At 69.5% G+C, this 18633-nt stretch carries 14 protein-coding genes and 1 pseudogene; all 15 read right to left on the reverse strand.

The genetic code is table 11. From position 1 onward, the window contains the following. Position 1: 1 nt before the first annotated feature. On the reverse strand, positions 2 to 925 hold the full coding sequence (locus AC3A84_RS07465) for an ABC transporter permease (RefSeq protein ID WP_487968966.1): 924 nt from the start codon (positions 923 to 925) through the stop codon (positions 2 to 4). Further along, entirely contained in the window at positions 922 to 1983 is a 1062-nt protein-coding gene (locus tag AC3A84_RS07470) for an ABC transporter permease (RefSeq protein WP_487968967.1), read from the reverse strand. The genes AC3A84_RS07465 and AC3A84_RS07470 overlap by 4 nt, the downstream gene beginning before the upstream one ends. After that, the gene (locus AC3A84_RS07475; RefSeq protein ID WP_487968968.1) at positions 1980 to 3557 is read right to left on the reverse strand and encodes an ABC transporter ATP-binding protein; all 1578 of its coding nucleotides are present in this window, start codon (positions 3555 to 3557) and stop codon (positions 1980 to 1982) included. Before AC3A84_RS07475 ends, AC3A84_RS07470 begins: the two co-directional genes overlap by 4 nt. A gap of 38 nt (positions 3558 to 3595) precedes the next feature. Then, positions 3596 to 4609, reverse strand: a complete 1014-nt coding sequence (locus tag AC3A84_RS07480) for a BMP family protein (protein ID WP_487968969.1) — start codon at positions 4607 to 4609, stop codon at positions 3596 to 3598. A gap of 107 nt (positions 4610 to 4716) precedes the next feature. Continuing rightward, positions 4717 to 5346 (reverse strand): uracil phosphoribosyltransferase, encoded by a 630-nt coding sequence (gene upp, locus AC3A84_RS07485; RefSeq protein ID WP_487968971.1) that lies wholly within the window; start codon positions 5344 to 5346, stop codon positions 4717 to 4719. Between the two features lie 147 nt (positions 5347 to 5493). Then, complete coding sequence (locus tag AC3A84_RS07490; protein WP_487968972.1) at positions 5494 to 6462, reverse strand: threo-3-hydroxy-L-aspartate ammonia-lyase; 969 nt, start codon at positions 6460 to 6462, stop codon at positions 5494 to 5496. A 157-nt stretch (positions 6463 to 6619) separates the two neighbouring features. Then, positions 6620 to 8686 (reverse strand): M3 family metallopeptidase, encoded by a 2067-nt coding sequence (locus AC3A84_RS07495; RefSeq protein WP_487969311.1) that lies wholly within the window; start codon positions 8684 to 8686, stop codon positions 6620 to 6622. 18 nt (positions 8687 to 8704) lie between these two features. Then, positions 8705 to 10522 (reverse strand): annotated as a pseudogene (locus AC3A84_RS07500) (M24 family metallopeptidase); the annotation flags it as partial. Next, complete coding sequence (locus AC3A84_RS07505; protein WP_487968973.1) at positions 10519 to 11997, reverse strand: leucyl aminopeptidase; 1479 nt, start codon at positions 11995 to 11997, stop codon at positions 10519 to 10521. The gene AC3A84_RS07505 and the pseudogene AC3A84_RS07500, both read right to left, overlap by 4 nt. A 43-nt stretch (positions 11998 to 12040) precedes the next feature. Next, the gene (locus AC3A84_RS07510; RefSeq protein WP_487968974.1) at positions 12041 to 12466 is read right to left on the reverse strand and encodes an ExbD/TolR family protein; all 426 of its coding nucleotides are present in this window, start codon (positions 12464 to 12466) and stop codon (positions 12041 to 12043) included. A gap of 15 nt (positions 12467 to 12481) precedes the next feature. Next, positions 12482 to 12901, reverse strand: a complete 420-nt coding sequence (locus AC3A84_RS07515) for an ExbD/TolR family protein (RefSeq protein ID WP_487968975.1) — start codon at positions 12899 to 12901, stop codon at positions 12482 to 12484. A gap of 2 nt (positions 12902 to 12903) precedes the next feature. Then, a complete protein-coding gene (locus tag AC3A84_RS07520) occupies positions 12904 to 13785 on the reverse strand; it encodes a MotA/TolQ/ExbB proton channel family protein (RefSeq protein ID WP_487968976.1) in 882 nt (293 codons plus the stop codon). Positions 13786 to 13856: 71 nt separating this feature from the next. After that, positions 13857 to 14594 carry an energy transducer TonB gene (locus AC3A84_RS07525; protein ID WP_487968977.1) on the reverse strand — a complete coding sequence of 246 codons (738 nt, stop codon included), beginning with the start codon at positions 14592 to 14594 and terminating at the stop codon, positions 13857 to 13859. A 61-nt stretch (positions 14595 to 14655) separates the two neighbouring features. Next, a complete protein-coding gene (locus tag AC3A84_RS07530) occupies positions 14656 to 15825 on the reverse strand; it encodes a PLP-dependent cysteine synthase family protein (RefSeq protein WP_487968978.1) in 1170 nt (389 codons plus the stop codon). Continuing rightward, entirely contained in the window at positions 15825 to 18632 is a 2808-nt protein-coding gene (locus AC3A84_RS07535; protein ID WP_487968979.1) for a S9 family peptidase, read from the reverse strand. The genes AC3A84_RS07530 and AC3A84_RS07535 overlap by 1 nt, the downstream gene beginning before the upstream one ends. Position 18633: the final 1 nt, after the last annotated feature.

Genomic DNA, 18633 nt, shown 5'->3' on the forward strand with positions numbered 1-18633 from the left:
GCTAGCGCTCGCCCTTGCGATAGGGCTTCATCAGGGCCTGCGGGTAGGCGGCGCGGCGCGCCACCAGCACCAGCGCCAGGATCGACAGCAGGTAGGGCAGCATCAGGTACACCTGATAGGGCAGCCAGGCATCGCCCGCCTGCTGCAGGCGCAGCTGCAGCGCGTCGAAGAACGCGAACAGCAGGGCGCCCAGCAGCGCCTTGCCGGGCCGCCACGAGGCGAACACCACCAGGGCCACGCAGATCCAGCCGCGTCCGTTGACCATGTTGAAGAAGAAGGCGTTGAAGGCCGAGAGCGTGAGGAAGCTGCCCGCCACGCCCATCAGTGCCGAGCCGGCCACGATGGCGCCTGTGCGCATGGCCGCCACCGAAATCCCCTGACCTTCCGCCGCCTGCGGGTTCTCGCCCACCATGCGCACGGCCAGGCCCAGGGGCGTGCGGTAGAGCGCCCAGGCCAGCAGCGGAGCGAGCAGCAGGGCCAGCAGCGTGAGCGGCGTCTGGGCCGAGAGAATCGGCACGCCGAGCCATTCCATGGGCGCGAACGGCGTGATGGTCGGCGGCGTGTTGACCTTCGGGAAGCCCACGCGGTAGCCGTAATAGCTCAGGGCCGTGGCCAGCAGCGTGATGCCCAGGCCCGAGACATGCTGCGACAGCGCCAGGCCCACCGTGAGCCAGGCATGCAGCAGGCCGAAGACCGCACCGGTGAGCGCTGCCACCAGCAGCCCGGTCCAGAGGCCATGCCCGGCATACACGGTGAGCCAGCCCGTGAAGGCGCCGGCCACCATGATCCCTTCGATGCCCAGGTTCAGCACGCCCGCCCGCTCGCACAGCAGCACGCCCAGCGTGCCGAGGATGAGGGGCGTGGCCACCCGCAGCGTGGCGATCCAGAAGGCCGGGTTGGCGAGGATGTCGAGCAGTTCGGTCATTTCCAGCGGACCCGGTATTGCGCGAGCAGCCCGGCCACCAGCACCGCGATCAGCGAGGCGGCGACGATCACGTCCGCGATATAGGTGGGCACGCCGATGGCGCGGCTCATGCTGTCCGCGCCCACCAGGACGCCGGCCACGAAGATGCCCGCCGCCACCACGCCCAGCGGATGCAGCCCGGCCAGCATGGCGATCACGATGCCGCTGTAGCCGTAGCCGGGCGACATGTCCAGCGTCACGTAGCCGGTGCGGCCCGCCACCTCAATGGCGCCGGCCAGGCCCGCGAGCCCGCCCGAAAGCAGAGCCACCAGCACCACGGTGCGCGTCACGGGCACGCCCGCGAAGGCCGCAGCGCGCGGGTTGGCGCCGGCCGCGCGGATGTCGAAGCCAGGCACCGTGCGCGCCAGCAGCGCCCAGAGCAGTACGGCCAAGGCCACGGCGATGAGCAGGCCGGTGTGCAGGCGCGAACCCTGTACCAACCGCGAGAGCTCCAGATCGCCCTGCAGCGCCACGCTCTGCGGCCAGCCCAGGGCCAGCGGGTCTTTCATGGGGCCGTCGAGCAGGGCGGACACCAGCAGCAGCATCACGAAATTGAGCAGCAGCGTGGTCACCACCTCGTCCACGCCCAGGCGCGCCTTCATCAGCGCCGGGCCGAGCAGCAGCGCAGCGCCGGCCAGGGCCGCGGCCAGCATCATCAGCGGGAACAGCAGCCACGGCGACCACTCCAGGCCCGTTCCGCCGTGCAGGCCGCCCACGGCCACGGCGGCGATGGCGCCCGCATAGAGCTGCCCTTCAGCACCGATGTTGAAGAGCCGCGCGCGGAAGGCCACGGCCGCGGCCAGGCCGGTAAGGATCAGCGGCGTGGCGCGTGTGAGGGTTTCGGTCAGCGCGAAGACGGAGCCGAACGCCCCCTGGGCCAGCAGCGCATACGTCCGGCCCACGGGCGCGCCGGCCCACAGCACCAGCAGCGCGGAGACGAGCAGCGTGAAGGCCACGGCGCCGACGGGTGCGGCCACGCAGGCGGCGGCGGAAGTGCGGTGGCGTTTTTCGAGTCTCATGGGGTGTCGGCTGTGCCGGCGTGCTCGCCGGCCATGGCGAGGCCGATGGCCTCGCGCGTCCAATCCTCGGCCGGCAGGGCTTCGGTCAGGTGGCCGCTGTGCATCACCGCCACGCGGTCGCCCAGCTGCAGCACCTCGTCGAGGTCGTCGGAAATCAGCAGCACGGCGGCGCCCGCGTCGCGTGCGGCGATGAGCTGCTGCTGCACGAAGGTGACGGCGCCGATGTCCAGGCCCCAGGTGGGCTGGTGGGCCACGATCAGCCGTGGGGGCTCCTGCGTGTCCGGATCGGGCGAAAGCAGCGCCCGCCCGAGGATCAGCTTCTGCATGTTGCCGCCCGAGAGCGAGCGCGCCGGCACGTCCGGGCCGCCGCCACGCACGTCGAAGGTCTCGGCCACGCGGCGTGCATGCTGGCGGGCTTTGCCGCGCTTGATCCAGCCGGCGGTGAACCAGGGGTGTGAGAACCAGCGGCTGCCCAGGCGTTCGGAGACGGCGTTCTCCCAGACCGGCAGATCGCCCACCACGCCCACGGCATGGCGGTCTTCGGGGATGCGGGCCACGCCCTGGGCGACCAGGCGCTGGGGCTGGGCGGGCAGCGGCATGCCGTGCAGGGTGGCGCGCCCTTGCGTGGGCACGCGCATGCCGCACAGCACGTCGGCCAGGGCCACCTGGCCGTTGCCCGAGACGCCCGCGATGGCGGTGATCTCGCCCGCGCGCAGCGTGAGGTTCACGCCGTGCAGCGCATCGCGCCCGCCGGCGGTGTGGACGCCCTCCAGCGTGCAGACGGCATCGCCCACCCGGCGGGCGGGGCGGCGCTCGGCGCGTTCGACGGCGTGGCCCACCATCCACTGCGCGAGCTGGGCCTGCGTGGTGCCCTGGGCGGGCGCCTCGGCCACCAGCCGGCCCTGGCGCAGCACGGCCACGCGGTGCGAGACGCGCAGCACCTCGCCCAGCTTGTGGCTGATGAAGATGATGGACAGGCCCTCGGCGACCATCTGCGAGAGGGTGGCGAAGAGGGCCTCGCTCTCCTGCGGCGTGAGCACGGCCGTGGGCTCGTCGAGGATGAGGATGCGCGCGCCCCGGTAGAGCGCCTTGAGGATCTCCACCCGCTGGCGCTCGCCCACCGAGAGGTCGCCCACGCGCGCATCGGGCGACGCCGGCAGGCCGAAGCGCCGCGATACCTCCAGCAGCCGCGCTCGGGCCGCGCTGCGGCGCGAGAACGGCTGCCAGAGCGGCTCGCTGCCCAGCAGCACGTTGTCCAGCACGCTCAGGTTGTCGGCCAGCGTGAAATGCTGGTGCACCATGCCGATGCCGGCCGCCAGCGCCGCGCGCGGCTGGCCGGGCGGCAACGGGCGGCCGAAGGCCTTGATGTCCCCTTCGTCCGCCACGTAGTGGCCGAACAGGATGGACATCAGCGTGGACTTGCCAGCGCCGTTTTCGCCCAGAAGCGCCAGCACCTCGCCGCGCAGGAGCGTCAGCGAGATGTCGTCATTGGCCACCAGGCTGCCGAAGCGCTTGGTGATGCCCGAGAGCTGCAGCACGGTGCCCGGCGCGGGAACCGGCGGTGGTGCGAGCATGGAAGGCAGAGGCGGGAGCGGCCGCGTCCAGTTCAGAACTACTTGGCGGTGGACTTGGGCTGGCTGTCGTCCACCTTCACGGTGAACTTGCCCGCCAGGATCTCGGCTTCGCGGGCCTTGACCTTCGCGACCAACTCGGCCGGCACCTTCTTCTCGAAGGTGCCCAGCGGGCTGAGGGACGATCCCTTGTGCTTCATCATCGAATAGGGGCCGTAGTCTTCCGCCGTGAACTTTCCGGCTTTGACCAGGCCGATGGCACGCTCCACCGTAGGCTCCATGTGCCAGAGGGCGGAGGCGACGACCGTGTCGGGGTACTGCGGCTGCGTGTCGATCACATTGCCAATGGCGAGCTTGCCCTTTTCCTTGGCTGCATCGCTGACGCCAAAGCGCTCGGCATAGAGCACGTCCGCGCCCTTGTCGATCATGGCGAAGGTGGCTTCCTTGGCCTTCGGCGGGTCGAACCAGCTGTTGATGAAAGTGATGGTGAACTCCACCTTGGGGTTCACTTCCCTGGCGCCGGCCATGAAGGCGTGCATCAGGCGGTTGACCTCGGGAATGGGAAAGCCGCCGACCATGCCGATCTTGTTCGTCTTGGTCATGCCGCCCGCGATCATGCCGCTGAGGTAAGCCGGTTCCTGAATGTAGTTGTCGAAGACGCTGAAGTTGGGCGCCTGGGGCTTGCCGGAGGAGCCCAGCACGAAGGCGGTCTTGGGGAAATCCTTGGCCACCTTGCGGGCAGCGGCCTCCACGCCAAACACCTCGCCGAAGATCAGCTGGTTGCCGCCGTTCGCGTACTCGCGCATCACGCGCTCATAGTCGGCGTTGGCGACGTTCTCGCTGCTTTTGTATTCGATCTCGCCGCGTGCCTCGGCCGCCTTGAGGGCTTTGTGGATGCGGCTCACCCATTGCTGTTCGTAGGGCACCGTGTAGATGGCCGCCACTTTCAGCCTGGGCTCCTGCGCCAGTGCTGCCAGCGGGGCCATGCCCAGGGTGGCGGAGATGGCGAGCGAGGTGCAGAGCAGTCGTCCGGTGAAGAGGCGGCGGTTGTGCATGGCGGTATCCAGGGCGGGCTCGGGTTCGAGCCGGGAGGTTGAATCGTTCCTCTGGATTGGCAAGATGCATGCCAGCCGCATCGCTGGCATGCCCGCCCGAAATGCCCTTATTTGGTGCCGAAGATGCGGTCGCCCGCGTCGCCCAGGCCCGGCAGGATGTAGCCGTGCTCGTTGAGCTCGCGGTCGATGGCGGCGGTGTAGATCGGCACGTCGGGGTGGGCCTTCTGCAGCGTGGCCACGCCTTCCGGTGCGGCCAGCAGGCAGACGAACTTGATCGAGCGCGGGGTGAGCTTCTTGATCCGGTCCACGGCGGCCGCGGCGGAGTTGCCGGTGGCGAGCATCGGGTCCACGACGATCACGTCGCGTTCCTGCATCTCGGAGGGCATCTTGAAGTAGTACTCGACCGGCTGCAGCGTGTCCGGGTCGCGGTAGAGGCCGATGTGGCCGATGCGCGCGCCCGGGATCACGTTGAGCATGCCGTCCAGGAAGCCGTTGCCGGCGCGCAGGATGGACACCAGCACCTGCTTCTTGCCGTCGATGACGCGGCCGGTCATGGTCTCCAGCGGGGTCTCGATCTCGAGGTCCGAGAGCGGCATGTCGCGGGTGATCTCGTAGGCCATCAGCGTGCTCAGCTCGCCCAGCAGGCGGCGGAAGCTGTTGGTGCTGGCGTCCTTGCGGCGCATCAGGGTCAGCTTGTGCTGCACCAGGGGATGGGTGATGACGTGAACGTTGCTCATGGGCTGGGCCTCTTATTGGGACAAAGCGAAATCGCTGGAAAGGGAAATAGGGAGACGGAGTGGCAGGCGGGAGGCGCACTTCCACACCGCTTGCCGCAGGCAGCGATTTTGCCTGCCCGCCTGCCTGCTGCAGCGGGCCGCGCTGCGTCAGGCGGCGAGAAAGCGCGAGAGGCGGTCCATATCGACGTTGCCGCCGCTGATGACGATGCCCACGCGCTGGCCGTGCAGGTCGATGCCGCCGTGCTGCGCGCCTGCCAGGGCCAGCGCGCCGGTGGGCTCGACAACGATCTTCATGCGCTCGGCATAGAAGCGCAGCGCCGCCACCAGCTGCTCGTCGGTGGCGGTGACGATGTCGGCCACGTGGCGCTGGATGATGGGGAAGGTGATCTCGCCCGGCGACTGGGACTGTGCGCCGTCGGCGATGGTGCGCGGCGTGTCGATGCGCACGATGCGGCTGGCGCGCAGCGACTGCTGCACGTCGTTGCCCGCGGCCGGCTCCACGCCGATCACCTGGCACTGCGGCGCCAGGGCCTGCGCTGCCAGCAGGCAGCCCGAGAGCAGGCCGCCGCCGCCCAGGCAGACGAAGAGGTAGTCCAGATCGGGCACCTCCTGCAGCAGCTCCAGCGCCACCGTGCCCTGGCCGGCGATGACGTGCGGATGGTCGAAGGGCGGCACCAGGGTCATGCCGCGCTCTTCGGCCAGGCGGCGGCTGATGGCCTCGCGGTCCTCGGTGAAACGGTTGAAGGTGACCACCTGTGCGCCGTATTCGCGCGTGGCGGCGATCTTGGCCGCAGGCGCGTCCTCGGGCATGACGATCAGGGCCGGCATGTCCAGCAGCCGTGCCGACAGCGCGATGGCCTGCGCGTGGTTGCCCGACGAGAAGGCCAGCACGCCGCGTTCGCGCTGCGCGTCGCTGAATCGGCTGAGCGTGTTGTAGGCGCCGCGGAATTTGAAGGCGCCCATGCGCTGCAGGTTCTCGCACTTGAAGAAGAGCTGCGCGCCCAGCTGCGCGTCGGCCGTGCTGGAGCGCAGCACCGGCGTATGGTGCGCCACCCCCTGCAGCCGCCGGGCGGCATCGGTGACGTCGTCGAAGGTGGGCGGGGCGATGGGGTTCATGGTGGCGTCCTGTGGATGCGGCCGGTCCGGAGGCGGTCGGTGCGCACCATGATACGCCCGCATCTCCGCATTTTTTGATGCCCTCATTGCTCCGCAGCGCGCCTGGATGCTGCGCAGCCTGCTATCAAAAGAGGTGCATCTTCCAGGCCGCCGCCGCTCAGGCCGTCGCGTGCGCTGCGTTCGCCATGCCGCGATGGCGCAGCAGGGCGTCAAGGGTCGGCGCCCGGCCCCTGAAGGACTGGAAAGACTCGATGGCCGGGCGGCTGCCGCCCGCCTCCAGGATGGAATGCAGATAGCGCTCGCCGGTGCTGCGCTCGGCCACGCCCGGCTCGCGCGCCTCTTCCTCAAAAGCGGCATAGGCGTCGGCGCTGAGTACCTCGGCCCACTGGTAGCTGTAGTAGCCCGCCGCATAGCCGCCCGCGAAGATGTGGCTGAAGGCGTGCGTGTAGCGCACGTAGGGCGCCTGCGGCAGCACGGCGATCGCGCGGCTCACGGCCTGCATCGTGGGCACGGTCTGCGGGGCGGGGTCGGTGTGCAGGCGCAGGTCCACCAGCGAGCGTTCGACCTGGTTCAGCGTCTGCATGCCGGACTGGAAGTTCTTCGCGGCCAGCATCTTGCAGTAGAGCGCTTCGGGCAGCGGCTGGCCGGTGTCGGCGTGGGCTGTGATGGCCTGCAGCACGGGCCATTCCCAGCAGAAGTTCTCCATCATCTGGCTGGGCAGCTCCACGGCGTCCCACTCCACGCCACGGATGCCGGCCACGTCCAGGGTGTCCACCTGGGTCAGCAGATGGTGCAGGGCGTGCCCGAATTCGTGGAACAGCGTGATCACGTCGCCATGCTCCAGCAGGGCGGGCCGGCCTTGCACCCCCTCGGCGAAGTTGCACACCAGCACCGCCACGGGCAGGCGCGGCTCGCTGTCGCCCGGGCGCTTCCAGCGGTTGACGATGCCGTTCATCCAGGCGCCGCCCCGCTTGCCCGGGCGCACGAACGGGTCCAGGTAGCAATGGCCCAGCGCCTGCCCGCCGCGCTCGATGCGATAGGGCCGCACGGACGGGTGCCACACGTCGGCCGCTGCGTCGTGGATGGAGATGCCGAAGAGGTTCTCCGCCAGCCGGAACAGGCCCTGCAGCACCGCGGGGAACGGGAAGTAGGGCTTGAGGTCCTGCGCGCTGAACTGGTAGCGGGCCTGCTTGAGCTTTTCGGCGATGAAGGCCCAGTCCCAGGGCTGAGGGTCCTCGATGTCCAGCGCCTCGCGGGCGAAGTCGCTCAGCTCTGCCACGTCCTGCAGCGCCGAGCGGCGTGCCCGTGCGGCCAGGTCGAGCAGGAAGGTCTCGACCTCGGCGGGGCTGTTCGCCATTTTGGTGGCGAGCGACAGCTCGGCGTAGTTGGCGAAGCCCAGCATGGCGGCGAGCTCGCGGCGCAGCGCGAGGATCTCGTCGATGACCGGCGTGTTGTCTAGGCGCGCCTGTTCGGGCGGCGCCAGGTCGGATGCCCGCGTGCTATTGGCGCGGTGCAGGCGTGCGCGCAGCTCGCGGTCTTCGGCGAACTGCATCACGGCCAGGTACACGGGCATCTTCAGGCTGAGCTTGAACTGCCCTTCGTGGCCGTCCGCCCGGGCCGCGGCCGCGGCGGCCTGCAGCGTGTCCTGGGGCACGCCGGCTACTTCCGGCGCGTTGGCGAGGTAGTGCCAGCCGTCGGTGGCGTCCAGCGCGTTCTCGCTGAACTGCTTGCTCAGCGCTGCCAGGCGCGCCTTGATGGCGGCAAAGCGCTGCTGCGCCGGGCCTGCCAGATGGGCGCCCGAGAGCTCGAACCCCTGCAGTGCCAGGGTGCGGGCGCGAGCCTGTGCGGGCGTGAGCGCGGCCGAGTCCAGCCTTTCGTAGAGGCGGTGCAGCGGCGCGCTCGCGCCCAGCTGTGTCCAGAACTCCACCACCTTGGGCATGGTCTCGCCGATGGCCTTGCGCAGGGCCGGGCTGTCGTTCACGGCGGCCAGGTGCTGCACCACCAGCCAGTCGCGGCTCAACTGGTCGCTCGGCGCGCCCAGCAGCCGCTCCAGCGTGGGCCAGTCCATGTCGGGCCGGCGCAGCAGCTCGTCCAGGGCCTGCCGCGCGCTGTCGATGCGCTGGCCGATGGCCGCGGGGATGTCGGCAGGGTCGAGGCCGGTGAAGGAGATGCCAGGGCCGGTGGAGTCGCCGGGCAGGGCGGAGTCGGGAGTCGCTTGCGTCATGGAATGAGGTTGGGTGTGTTCCAGCAGCCACTGGCAGGCGAGGTCGTTGCCCAGTGCCGCGAGGCCGGGCAGCAGCGCCTCGCGCACGGTGGCGTGGTAGCGGTTGAGCCAGCGCACCTCTTCGGCCGTCAGCAGTTCGTGGCAGATGCAGCGCAGGTCGATGGGGCAGAGCGTCAGCGTCTCGAAGGCCAGGAATCGGCCGAAGGCGCTTTCGCCGGCGTCGGCCGCCAGCACCAGGTTTTCGATGCGAACGCCCCAGCGCCCGGGGCGGTAGATGCCGGGCTCGATCGAGGTGACCATGCCGGGGTGGATGACCGAATCCTCGCCCGCATCGCCACGCACGGAGATCGACTGCGGCCCTTCGTGGACGTTGAGGAACCATCCCACGCCGTGCCCGGTGCCGTGGCCGTAGTCAATGCTCTCGCGCCAGATCGGCGCGCGGGCCACGGCGTCGATCATGGGCGCGCGCGTGCCTTGCGGAAAGTGCAGGGTGGACAGCGCGATCATGCCCTTGAGCACCAGCGTGCAGTCGCGCCGCTGGGCATGGCTGGGCTGGCCCACGGCCCACATGCGTGTGATGTCCGTGGTGCCGCCTTCGTACTGCCCGCCGGAATCGAGGAGCAGCAGCCCGTCGCCTTCGATGCGGGCATGGGTGGCGTCGGTGGCCCGGTAGTGCGGCATGGCGCCGTTGGCGTTGAAGGCGGCGATGGTGGCGAAGCTCGGGCCCTTGAAGCCTGGCTGGCGGGCCCGTGCGGCGGTGACCTGGGTGTCGATGTCCAGCTCGGTGGGCGCTTCGCCGCGCGCAAGCTGGGCTTGCAGCGCCGCAAAGAACTCGGCCAGGGCCAGCCCGTCATGCACCATGGTGCGGCGAATGGCCGCGGCTTCCTGCTCGCTCTTGCGCGACTTCATCAGCACGCAGGGGTTGGTGGCCTGCACCGGCATGACGCCCTGCGCCAGTGCATGCAGGTGGCCGGCGGTGACCCGCCTGGGATCGATCAACACGCGGCAGCCGGGGGCCATGGCCTGCAGTGCGCCTTTGGCATCGCCATAGGGCGCGAGCGCGATGCCGTCGGCCAGCAGCGCCTGCTGCACCTCGGCGGGCATGCGGGCCGCATCCACGAACAGCGTGGCGCCCTGCGGGCCTATCAGCAGGTGGGCAAGGAAGACGGGGTTGTAGGGCACGTCGCTGCCGCGCAGGCCCAGCAGCCAGGCGATGTCGTCCAGGCTGGAGAGGAAATGCCATTCGGCCCCGTGCGCCTGCAGCCGTTCGCGCAGCAGGCGCATGCGGTCCGCACGCTCGTGGCCCTGCACGCCCGGGGGCAGGGCGGTGATGGGGGCGGCGGGCAGGGCCGGGCGGTCTTGCCACACCCCCGCCAGCGGGTCGATGCCAGTGCGCAATGGATGGCCCTGGGCGGTGCAGACGGATTCGAGCGGCCCGAGCACTGCGGCGGAGAGCACGTCGCCATCGACCGCCACGACACCGCCCGGTCCGGCCAGGTGGCAGAGCGATTCGAGATATTGGCTGGGTGCGCTCGGCAGGGCCTTGCGCATGGCGACGCCGCTGCCGGCGAGCTGGCGCTCGGCCTGCTCCCAGTAGCGGCTGTCCACCCAGAGCTCCGCCGCCTGCATTCCGACGGCCAGCGTGCCGACGGAGCCGTCGAAGCCGGTGAGCCAGCGCCGTCCCTGCCAGTGGCCGGGCAGGTATTCGGACAGGTGCGGGTCGGCCGAGGGGATCAGGCACGCGCCCAGACCGTGGTCCTGCATGTGCCGGCGCAGCCGGGCCAGGGGGGTGTCGTCGGTGGGCGGGGGGAGCGTGGCGTGGAGGAGCGGGTTCACGATGCGGCGCGGTCGATCAGGTACTGGGCGAGCAGGGGCACGGGCCGGCCGGTGCCGCCCTTGTCCTGGCCGCTTTTCCAGGCGGTGCCGGCGATGTCCAGGTGGGCCCAGGGGCCCTGCACGAAGCGCGAGAGAAAGCAGGCGGCCGTGACGCTGCCGCCGGGGCGCCCGCCGATGTTGGCGAGGTCGGCCACGCGCGACTTGAGCGACTCGTGGTAGGCCGCATCCAGCGGCATGCGCCAAGCCGGATCGGCCATCTTGTCGCCCGCCGCCAGCAGGGCCTGGCCCAGCGTGTCGCTGTTGGCGTAGAGGCCGCTGCGCACATGGCCCAGCGCGATCACGCAGGCGCCGGTGAGCGTCGCGATGTCGATGGTCTCGGCGGGTGCGAAGCGCTGTTGCGCATAGGTGAGCGCGTCGCAGAGGATCAGGCGGCCCTCCGCGTCGGTATTCAGCACTTCGATGGTGGTGCCGTTCAGCGCCTTGATGACGTCGCCGGGTTTCAGCGCATTGCCGGCGGGCATGTTCTCGCAGGCCACGATCACGGCGGCCAGGTTCACCTTGAGCCGCATCTCGGCGCAGGCGCGCAGCGTGCCCAGCACGCTGGCGGCGCCGCACATGTCGTACTTCATCTCGTCCATGGCCTCGGCCGGCTTGATCGAGATGCCGCCGGAGTCGAAGGTCACGCCCTTGCCGACCAGCGCCACGGGTGCGCGCTTGGCCTTGTCGCCCTGGTAGCGCAGCACGATCAGGCGCGGCTCCTGCGTGGAGCCCTGGGCCACTGCGAGGAAGGAGCGCATGCCCAGCGCCTCGATGGCTGCGCGATCGAACACCTCGACGTCCAGGCCCCAGTCGCGGCCCAGCGCCTGTGCGGCCTCTGCCAGATGCGTGGGGGTGCAGACATTGGGCGGCGTGTTGCCCAGATCGCGCGCCAGCGCCACGCCGTTGGCGATGGCCTGCGCCTGCGCCAGGCGGGCATGCAGCGCGCCATGGCGCTTCTCGTCCGGGGTGGCGAAGTGCAGTGTGCGCTCCGGTGGCGGCGCCGGCTGCTCACCCGTGCGATAGGCGTCGAAGCGGTAATCGGCCTGCTGCATTTCCAGCAGGGCGTGGGCGCAGAGCTCTTCGTCATCACCCAGCGCCCAGACGATGTTCGCGGCGCGCGTGGTGGCCAGGGCCTTGGCTGTGGCTCGGGCCAGGGCCGCGGCATCCGGCGCAGGCCCTGAAGCGGAGGCCTCGGTGCCCACCAGCAGCAAGCGGCGCGCCTTCACGCCGGCCACGGCCTGCAACAGCAGGGTTTGGCCGGACTTGGCAGTGAGCTCGCCTTCGGCCTGCAGGCGCGTCAGCAGACCGTCCGTGGCTTGGTCGATGGCCTTGGCGAGGCCCTTGAACTTGGAGGCGGTGATGCCGACGACGAGGCCGTCGCAATCGGCTTCCAGCAGGCGGGCAGGGTTGGCAAAAGACTGCAGTTGGAATTTCATAGGGGGTGTCCGGTTCGTTCGGGGTTGCGTGGATCGACGCGGCTCAGTCGAACTGCTCCTGGCCCGTCAGTCCGACCTTGGTGAGTCCGTGCTGCTTGATGGAGGCCATCACATGCACCACCGTGGCGTAGTTGGCGAGCGCATCGGGGCGCACGTGCAGTTCGGGATGGTCCGCCTGGGTGGCGGCGGTGGTCAGCCGCTCGTTCAGCGTGGCGAGGTCGATGGTCTCTCCGTTCCACTGAATGCGGTCTTGGGGCCCGATGCCGATGCGCACGATGCGCGTTTCCTTCTGCGGCGGCGGCGGGCTGTCGGTGGACGTGGGCAGATCCAGCTCGACCGTGTGCAGTTGCATCGGGATGGTGATGATCAGCATGATGAGCAGCACCAGCATCACGTCGATGAGCGGCGTGGTGTTGATCTCCATCATCAGTGCGTTGTCGGGCTTCTTTCCCTGTCTCGGCAAGGCCATGGTGGTTCTCCCGGGTCAGGGGGTACGGACCGGTTCGGTCACGAAGCCCAGCTTCTCGATGCCGGCATCCTGCGCGGCGCGCACGATGCGGCCCACCGGCAGGTAGCTGGCCGAGGCATCGCCATACACCTGCACCATGGGCTGCGGCTTGTGGGCCGCGGCTTCGGCGAAGCGCTGGCGCAGCGTATCGAGGCTGATCGGCACGGCGTTCCAGTAGATGCCGCCGTCGCGCGTCACTGACAGGTCGATGTCTTCCAACTGGGCCTGGCGCGGATCGTTGCTTTCCTTGGGCAGGACGACGGGCACGGTCTGCGTGGCCACCGGGATGGTGATGAGGAAGATGATGAGCAGCACCAGCATCACGTCCACCAGCGGGGTGGTGTTGATGGACGACACCAGCGGATCGCCGCTGTCGTGGCCGACGTTCATCGCCATGGTCAGGCCTCCAGCGTGATGGCGGGCTTGCCGCCCAGCAGCGCCGTGTGCAGGTGGGTGCCGAAATCGCGCACCTCATCGAGCGCCACCTTGTTGCGGCGCACCAGCCAGTTGTAGCCCAGCACGGCGGGCACGGCGGCGGCCAGGCCGATGGCGGTCATGATGAGCGCCTCGCCCACCGGGCCGGCCACCTTGTCGATGCTGGCCTGCCCCGCCAGGCCGATGGCCGTGAGCGCGTGGTAGATGCCCCAGACGGTGCCGAAGAGGCCCACGAAAGGCGCCGTCGAGCCGACGGTGGCCAGCACCGCGAGGCCGCCCTGGAGACGATCGCCGATGGCGTCGATAGCCTGCAGGACCGACTGGCTCAGCCAGCTGTTGCGGTCCACCTGCTGGGTGAGCGGACCTTCGTACTGTTTCTGGGCGATGAGCCCGGATTCGGCCACGTAGCGGAACACGCTGCGATCGGGCAATGCCTTGGAAGCGGCGCGCAGGTCGGCCTGGCGCCAGAAGTCGCCCTGCACCTGCTGCGCATCGCGGTGCACGCCGCGCTGCTCCAGCAGCTTGACGATGATCACGTACCAGCTGGTGGCCGACATGATGAGCAGGATGAACAGCGTGCCCCGGGAGACCAGGTCGCCGTGCTCCCACATGGCCTTGAAGCCATAAGGGTTCTGTTCGGGGTCCTTGCGCGGCGCGGCGGCCACGGAGGCCGTGGGCGCGGCGGCAGGGGGGGCCGTGGTCGTGGCTGGCGCGGTCTGCGCCGCGTCGGTGGCGGGCGTTGCCTGCGCGGAGGCGCCCAGCGGAGTGGCCAGCAGTGCCAGCGCTATCAGCGGTGCTGCGGCCAGTTGGCGCAGGGAAACGGTGTGGAACGGTCGTTGGGACATGGCTCTTTCTCCAGGAATCAAGGCAAAAGGTGGAACGGGGGGCGGGCGGAACGGGGCGGCGGGGCGTCAGGTCATTTCAGGCGGAAGCTGAAGGGAACCCGCACGCGCACCTGTCGGCCCTGGCCTGTGCAGCGCAGCTGGCGCATGGCTTCGAGCACGGGGCCTTCGAACACATCCGATGTGGCGCTGGCGATGCGCAGGTCTTCCACAGCGCCGCTGGGCGACAGGTTGAACTCGGCCGTGACGGTCCCTTCCAGCCCCTGGCGGCGGGCTCGGGAGGGGTATCCCACCGCATCGCGCACGGCGGCGTAGTTGGGGCAGGCCAGTTCGACCGATGCGATGGCCGGCTGCGCCGGCGCTGGCGCTGGCGCGGGCGCCACCGCCGCAGCCGGTGCCGGTGCTGGCGTCGGGGCAGGGGGCTGCACGGGCGCCGGAGCAGGAGCGGGCGGTGCCGGTGGCTCTGGCGTTGCAGGGACGGGGGGCGGCACCTCGACGGGCCTGCTTTGCGGTGCCGGCCGGGGCGGTGGTGGGGGCTTGGGCGCCGGTGGCTTGGGCTGGGGCGTGGGAGGCGGCGGCTTCGGGGTGGGCGGCGGCGCGGGCGCCGGCGGTGGTGGCGGCACCTGGATCTGCGGCTGGGGCCGTTTTTCGGCCACCAGCGTGACCAGCAGCGCATCCTTCTCGGGTTCCTTCTTGGGCAGGAGGTCGGTGCTGGTCACCAGCACGTAGGCCAGGCCAACGTGCAGGGCGGCGACCATCGCCAGGCCGGGTACGCGGTCGCGCAGTTGTTTCTTGGGGGGCTTTCTGTTCATGGTGTACAGGCCTTCCGGTACGGTGTCTGCAGGCTGTGGGTTCGCGTGGGGGTCACGGGTCTCAGGCCTGGCTGTGCGCGCCGCGCAGCGCGGTGGCCAGTGGCGTGCCGTCGATAAAGCCTTGCAGCTGCTGCTCCGCCTGCGCGATGTCGATGCCGTTGCGCTGGTACCAGGCGCTGTCGTAGTAGCTCTGTGCGTAGCGTTCGCCGCTGTCGCAGAGGATGGAGACGATGGACCCTTCACGCCCTTCCGCGGCCATCTGCTGCGCCGCCCAGAGCAGGCCGATGAAGTTGGTGCCGGTGGAGCCGCCCACGCGGCGGCCCAGCGTGCGCGAGACATGGCGCATGGCGGCGAGCGAGAGCGCGTCGGGCACCTTGACCATGGCATCGACGCAGTGGGCGATGAAGCTGCGCTCCACCTGCGGGCGCCCAATGCCTTCGATACGCGAGCCCTGGGGCACAGTCAACGACATGTCGGGACGGCCTTGCTGCACGTCCTCGTAGTAATCGAAGAACACCGAGATTTCCGGATCGGCGCAGAGGATGCGCGTGGGGTGCTGGCGGTAGCGCACGTAGCGGCCCAGCGTGGCGGAGGTGCCGCCGGTGCCGGGGCTGCAGACGATCCAGTCGGGCACCGGATGCGGCTCCAGCTGCATCTGCCGGAAGATCGATTCCGCGATGTTGTTGTTGGCTCGCCAGTCGGTGGCACGCTCGGCGTACATGAACTGGTCCATGAAGTGGCCGCCGCTTTCGCGGGCCAGCATCACGGAGGCTGCATGCAGGTCGCAGGCGCGCTCCACGAAGTGGCAGCGGCCGCCATGGAATTCGATGGCCGCGATCTTCTCCGGCGAGGTGGATGCAGGCACCACGGCGATGAAGGGCAGGCCCAGGAGGCGGGCGAAGTAGGCCTCCGAGACAGCCGTCGATCCGCTGGAGGCTTCTATCACCGGCGCGCCTTCGCGCAGCCAGCCGTTGGACAGCGCGTACAGGAACAGCGAGCGGGCCAGCCGGTGCTTGAGGCTGCCGGTGGGGTGGCTGGATTCGTCCTTCAGGTACGCGGCGATGCCGGGGTAGCGCGGCATCGGCAACGAGATCAGGTGCGTGTCGGCCGAACGGCGGAAGTCCGCCTCGATCCGCGCGATGCACTGGGCCTCCCAGGCGCGCTGGCGGCCGAAGCCCGACCTGGTGGAAGGTGCCGGCGCGCTGAGGGGGGCAAGGGCTGCTGCGTCCATCATGCGTCCTCGCGGGCACCGTACTCGGCCAGCTGCAGCGTGTGGCCCGCGTGGTCGTCGTCGGCCGGGGCCTCGGCTCGTCCACCCAGGTGCTGTGCCAGGAAGGATTCGCATAGCGCGTTGAACGACATGCGGTTGGCCTCGCGCACAAAGCCGTGGCCTTCGTCGGTGTAGAGCGCATAGCTCACCGGGACGCCGTTGCTTCGCAACGCTTCCACCATCTGCTCGGCCTCGACTTGCTTCACGCGCGGGTCGTTGGCACCGTGGGCGATGAGTAGCGGCGTGCGGATCTGCGCGGCGCGGTGCAGGGGCGAGCGGTCGCGCAGCTGGGCCAGCCCCTCTTCAGTTCCCGGATCTCCCATCGCACGGTGCTGGCGCACGCGGTCCGCTTCCCAGTAGGCGGGAATGGAGGCCAGCAGCGTTTCGAGGTTGGAAGGGCCCACCACGTCGATGCCGCAGGCGTAGCGCGAGGGGTACCGCGTGAGCGCCGACAGCACGGCATAGCCGCCGTAGCTGCCGCCAAAGATGGCCAGGCGTTGCGGATCGGCGATGCCTCGTTCCAGCGCCCAGGCGATGGCGTCCTCCAGGTCCTCGTCCATCTTGCGGCCCCATTCGCCATCCGCCGCGTTGACGAAGCGCTTGCCGAAACCGGTCGAGCCGCGGAAATTGACGCTCAACACCGCGTAGCCGCGATTGGCCAGCCACTGGTGCATGGGGTTGAAACCGAAGCCATCGCGCGACCAGGGGCCGCCGTGTACCAGCATCACCAGCGGCAGCGGCGAGGCGGCGCGCAGCTCACCCCTCTCTGAGCCTGCGGGCACCGTCAGATAAGACACCAGCGAGAGGCCGTCGCGCGCCGGAATGACGACCGGCTGCATCCGCGCCAGCGGAGCCCAGGTGAGTTCGGGCCGCAGATCCAACAGGTGCTGCATGGCTTGCTTCTTGCGGTCGTACAGCCATGTGGAGGACGGACGCGTGTCGGACGACAAGGCGACGACCCACTGCTGGTCGTCTTCGGTGCGTGAGGTCAGGCGCCATTCGCCATCGCCGGCATAGCCGTCGAGGGTTTCGATGTCACGCTCGATGGAGCTGTCCAGCATGTGCAGCTTGGAGCGCTCGTAGGTCACGCTGTAGGCCAGGGGGCGGTAGCTGGCCACATCGGTGATCATGCCGCCGATGTCAGCGCGCGGGTCTTCGGCCAGCACGGTGATGGCGCCGCTGTTCCAATCGATCGCAACCAGCGCGGCGGTGTCGCGACCGCGGCTGTCGTAGGCATACAGCGTGCGGCCCTCGACATCGAAATGGGAGGGGCCCGAACTGCGCCCGTCTTCCGCCGAGAAAACCTGCCAGGGATGCCAGGCCCCGGCGGCATCGCGCCGCAGCCATTCGCTGCCGCCATCCCGTGTGTTGCGCACGGCCAGCTTTACCTGGTACTGGGCATCCAGCATGAAGCCGGCAAAGCCGGTGTTCTCTTCGATGCACTGCATGCCTCCGGTGCGCAGATTCAGCACATGAACGTCGAAGAAGCGTGCGTCGCGCCCGTTCGAGACGACCGCGATTTCTTCGCGCCGCTCCCGGCTGATGCTTTGCACACCCGTGCGGACGCCGGGCGCCGCGGGGGTCAGGGCCCGGAGGCTGCCTTCCTCCAGGTCGGCACCGAACACCTGAAAGTTCTCGTCGCCATCGCGGTCCTGCGAGAACAGCAGCATGCCCGGAACGTAGGTCCAATTGAAGCTCTGGATGCCGCGGCGCGTGTCCCGGGTGATCTGCCGGGCCTCGCGCGGGTTGCTGCTGGGCGCGGCCCAGATATTCATCACGCCGTCGCCGTCCGCCAGCCAGGCCAGCCACCGGCCGTCCGGGCTGATGCTCATGGCCGCCCGCGCCGGGTTGGCGAACAGGTGCTTGCGGGGGATGAGCGTTGCGGGCGCGTCGCCGTCCGCGGCATGCAGGATGTTCTGCATCACCAGCGCTGCCTGGCGCCATTGTTTGCCGTACTGGCTCTTCTGGTATCGATAGAAGGCCCTCAGACGCCTGGCTTTCTCGGGATGCTTTTGCTCCAGCAGCAGGAAGACATTGGTGTAGTTGGTGTCCCCAGGATCTCGGCTGGCCTCGTCTTCCGCGCGAAGCGCGTCCAGCGTCTGCCTCATGTCTTCGTCGTCCGCCTTGTCCCAGGAATAGGCGGCCATGCTCGCGGCGATGCGGGCGTTCATCCAGCCGCGCAGCGTGTCCGACACGGCGCTGCGGGACTGCATCGGGTCCCAGGCGGCGGATTCGATGCAGGTCCCCACGGATGCGGCCACTGACTCGGGCGTCTGGGCGTTGGTCTGCTCGACCGCTGCGCGGCGGGCTTTGCGCCAGCTGGCGTTGTCGATGTCCTGGCCTGCCAGGCGCGCTTCATGCAGAGCGGCCACGCCTTCCAGCGCTTCGGCCAGGCCGGTGGCAGCTTCCATGCCTTTCAGCCCGTGGGTCTTGCCCTTCAGCAGTTCCAGCAGGCTGCGGCTGCCCAGGGTGTCCATCGCCATGCCAGGCGGAATGCCCTGCATCAGGTGGATGCCCCAGGAGACGCCGAGCGTCGAATTCGCGGCGACCATCGAATCGATCGTGAAGGCGAGCCACTTCGGCAGGCCGTAATCGGCCTCCCAGCGGTCCAGGTCATCGCCCTGCAGCAGAGTGCCGATGAAGCTGCCGACCTCGCCGTTCCAGTAAAGGGGCCGGTGCTCCCATCGGCCGGCCTGTTCAAGGGCTTGCAGTCTGTCGATCACCTGCTGGCGCAGTTGGGGATCGCCGTGGTAAGCGTGCAAGGTCATG

The sequence above is a fragment of the Paracidovorax sp. genome (assembly GCF_057642795.1).

What these genes read in the sequence shown, in the direction of transcription:
- upp (WP_487968971.1), bottom strand. Translation starts at nt 5,346, where the DNA reads ATGAGCAACGTTCACGTCATCACCCATCCCCTGGTGCAGCACAAGCTG.
- AC3A84_RS07515 (WP_487968975.1), bottom strand. Translation starts at nt 12,901, where the DNA reads ATGGCGATGAACGTCGGCCACGACAGCGGCGATCCGCTGGTGTCGTCC.
- AC3A84_RS07475 (WP_487968968.1), bottom strand. Translation starts at nt 3,557, where the DNA reads ATGCTCGCACCACCGCCGGTTCCCGCGCCGGGCACCGTGCTGCAGCTC.
- AC3A84_RS07535 (WP_487968979.1), bottom strand. Translation starts at nt 18,632, where the DNA reads ATGACCTTGCACGCTTACCACGGCGATCCCCAACTGCGCCAGCAGGTG.
- AC3A84_RS07520 (WP_487968976.1), bottom strand. Translation starts at nt 13,785, where the DNA reads ATGTCCCAACGACCGTTCCACACCGTTTCCCTGCGCCAACTGGCCGCA.
- AC3A84_RS07470 (WP_487968967.1), bottom strand. Translation starts at nt 1,983, where the DNA reads ATGAGACTCGAAAAACGCCACCGCACTTCCGCCGCCGCCTGCGTGGCC.
- AC3A84_RS07495 (WP_487969311.1), bottom strand. Translation starts at nt 8,686, where the DNA reads ATGACGCAAGCGACTCCCGACTCCGCCCTGCCCGGCGACTCCACCGGC.
- AC3A84_RS07525 (WP_487968977.1), bottom strand. Translation starts at nt 14,594, where the DNA reads ATGAACAGAAAGCCCCCCAAGAAACAACTGCGCGACCGCGTACCCGGC.
- AC3A84_RS07490 (WP_487968972.1), bottom strand. Translation starts at nt 6,462, where the DNA reads ATGAACCCCATCGCCCCGCCCACCTTCGACGACGTCACCGATGCCGCC.
- AC3A84_RS07480 (WP_487968969.1), bottom strand. Translation starts at nt 4,609, where the DNA reads ATGCACAACCGCCGCCTCTTCACCGGACGACTGCTCTGCACCTCGCTC.
- AC3A84_RS07505 (WP_487968973.1), bottom strand. Translation starts at nt 11,997, where the DNA reads ATGAAATTCCAACTGCAGTCTTTTGCCAACCCTGCCCGCCTGCTGGAA.
- AC3A84_RS07465 (WP_487968966.1), bottom strand. Translation starts at nt 925, where the DNA reads ATGACCGAACTGCTCGACATCCTCGCCAACCCGGCCTTCTGGATCGCC.
- AC3A84_RS07530 (WP_487968978.1), bottom strand. Translation starts at nt 15,825, where the DNA reads ATGGACGCAGCAGCCCTTGCCCCCCTCAGCGCGCCGGCACCTTCCACC.
- AC3A84_RS07510 (WP_487968974.1), bottom strand. Translation starts at nt 12,466, where the DNA reads ATGGCCTTGCCGAGACAGGGAAAGAAGCCCGACAACGCACTGATGATG.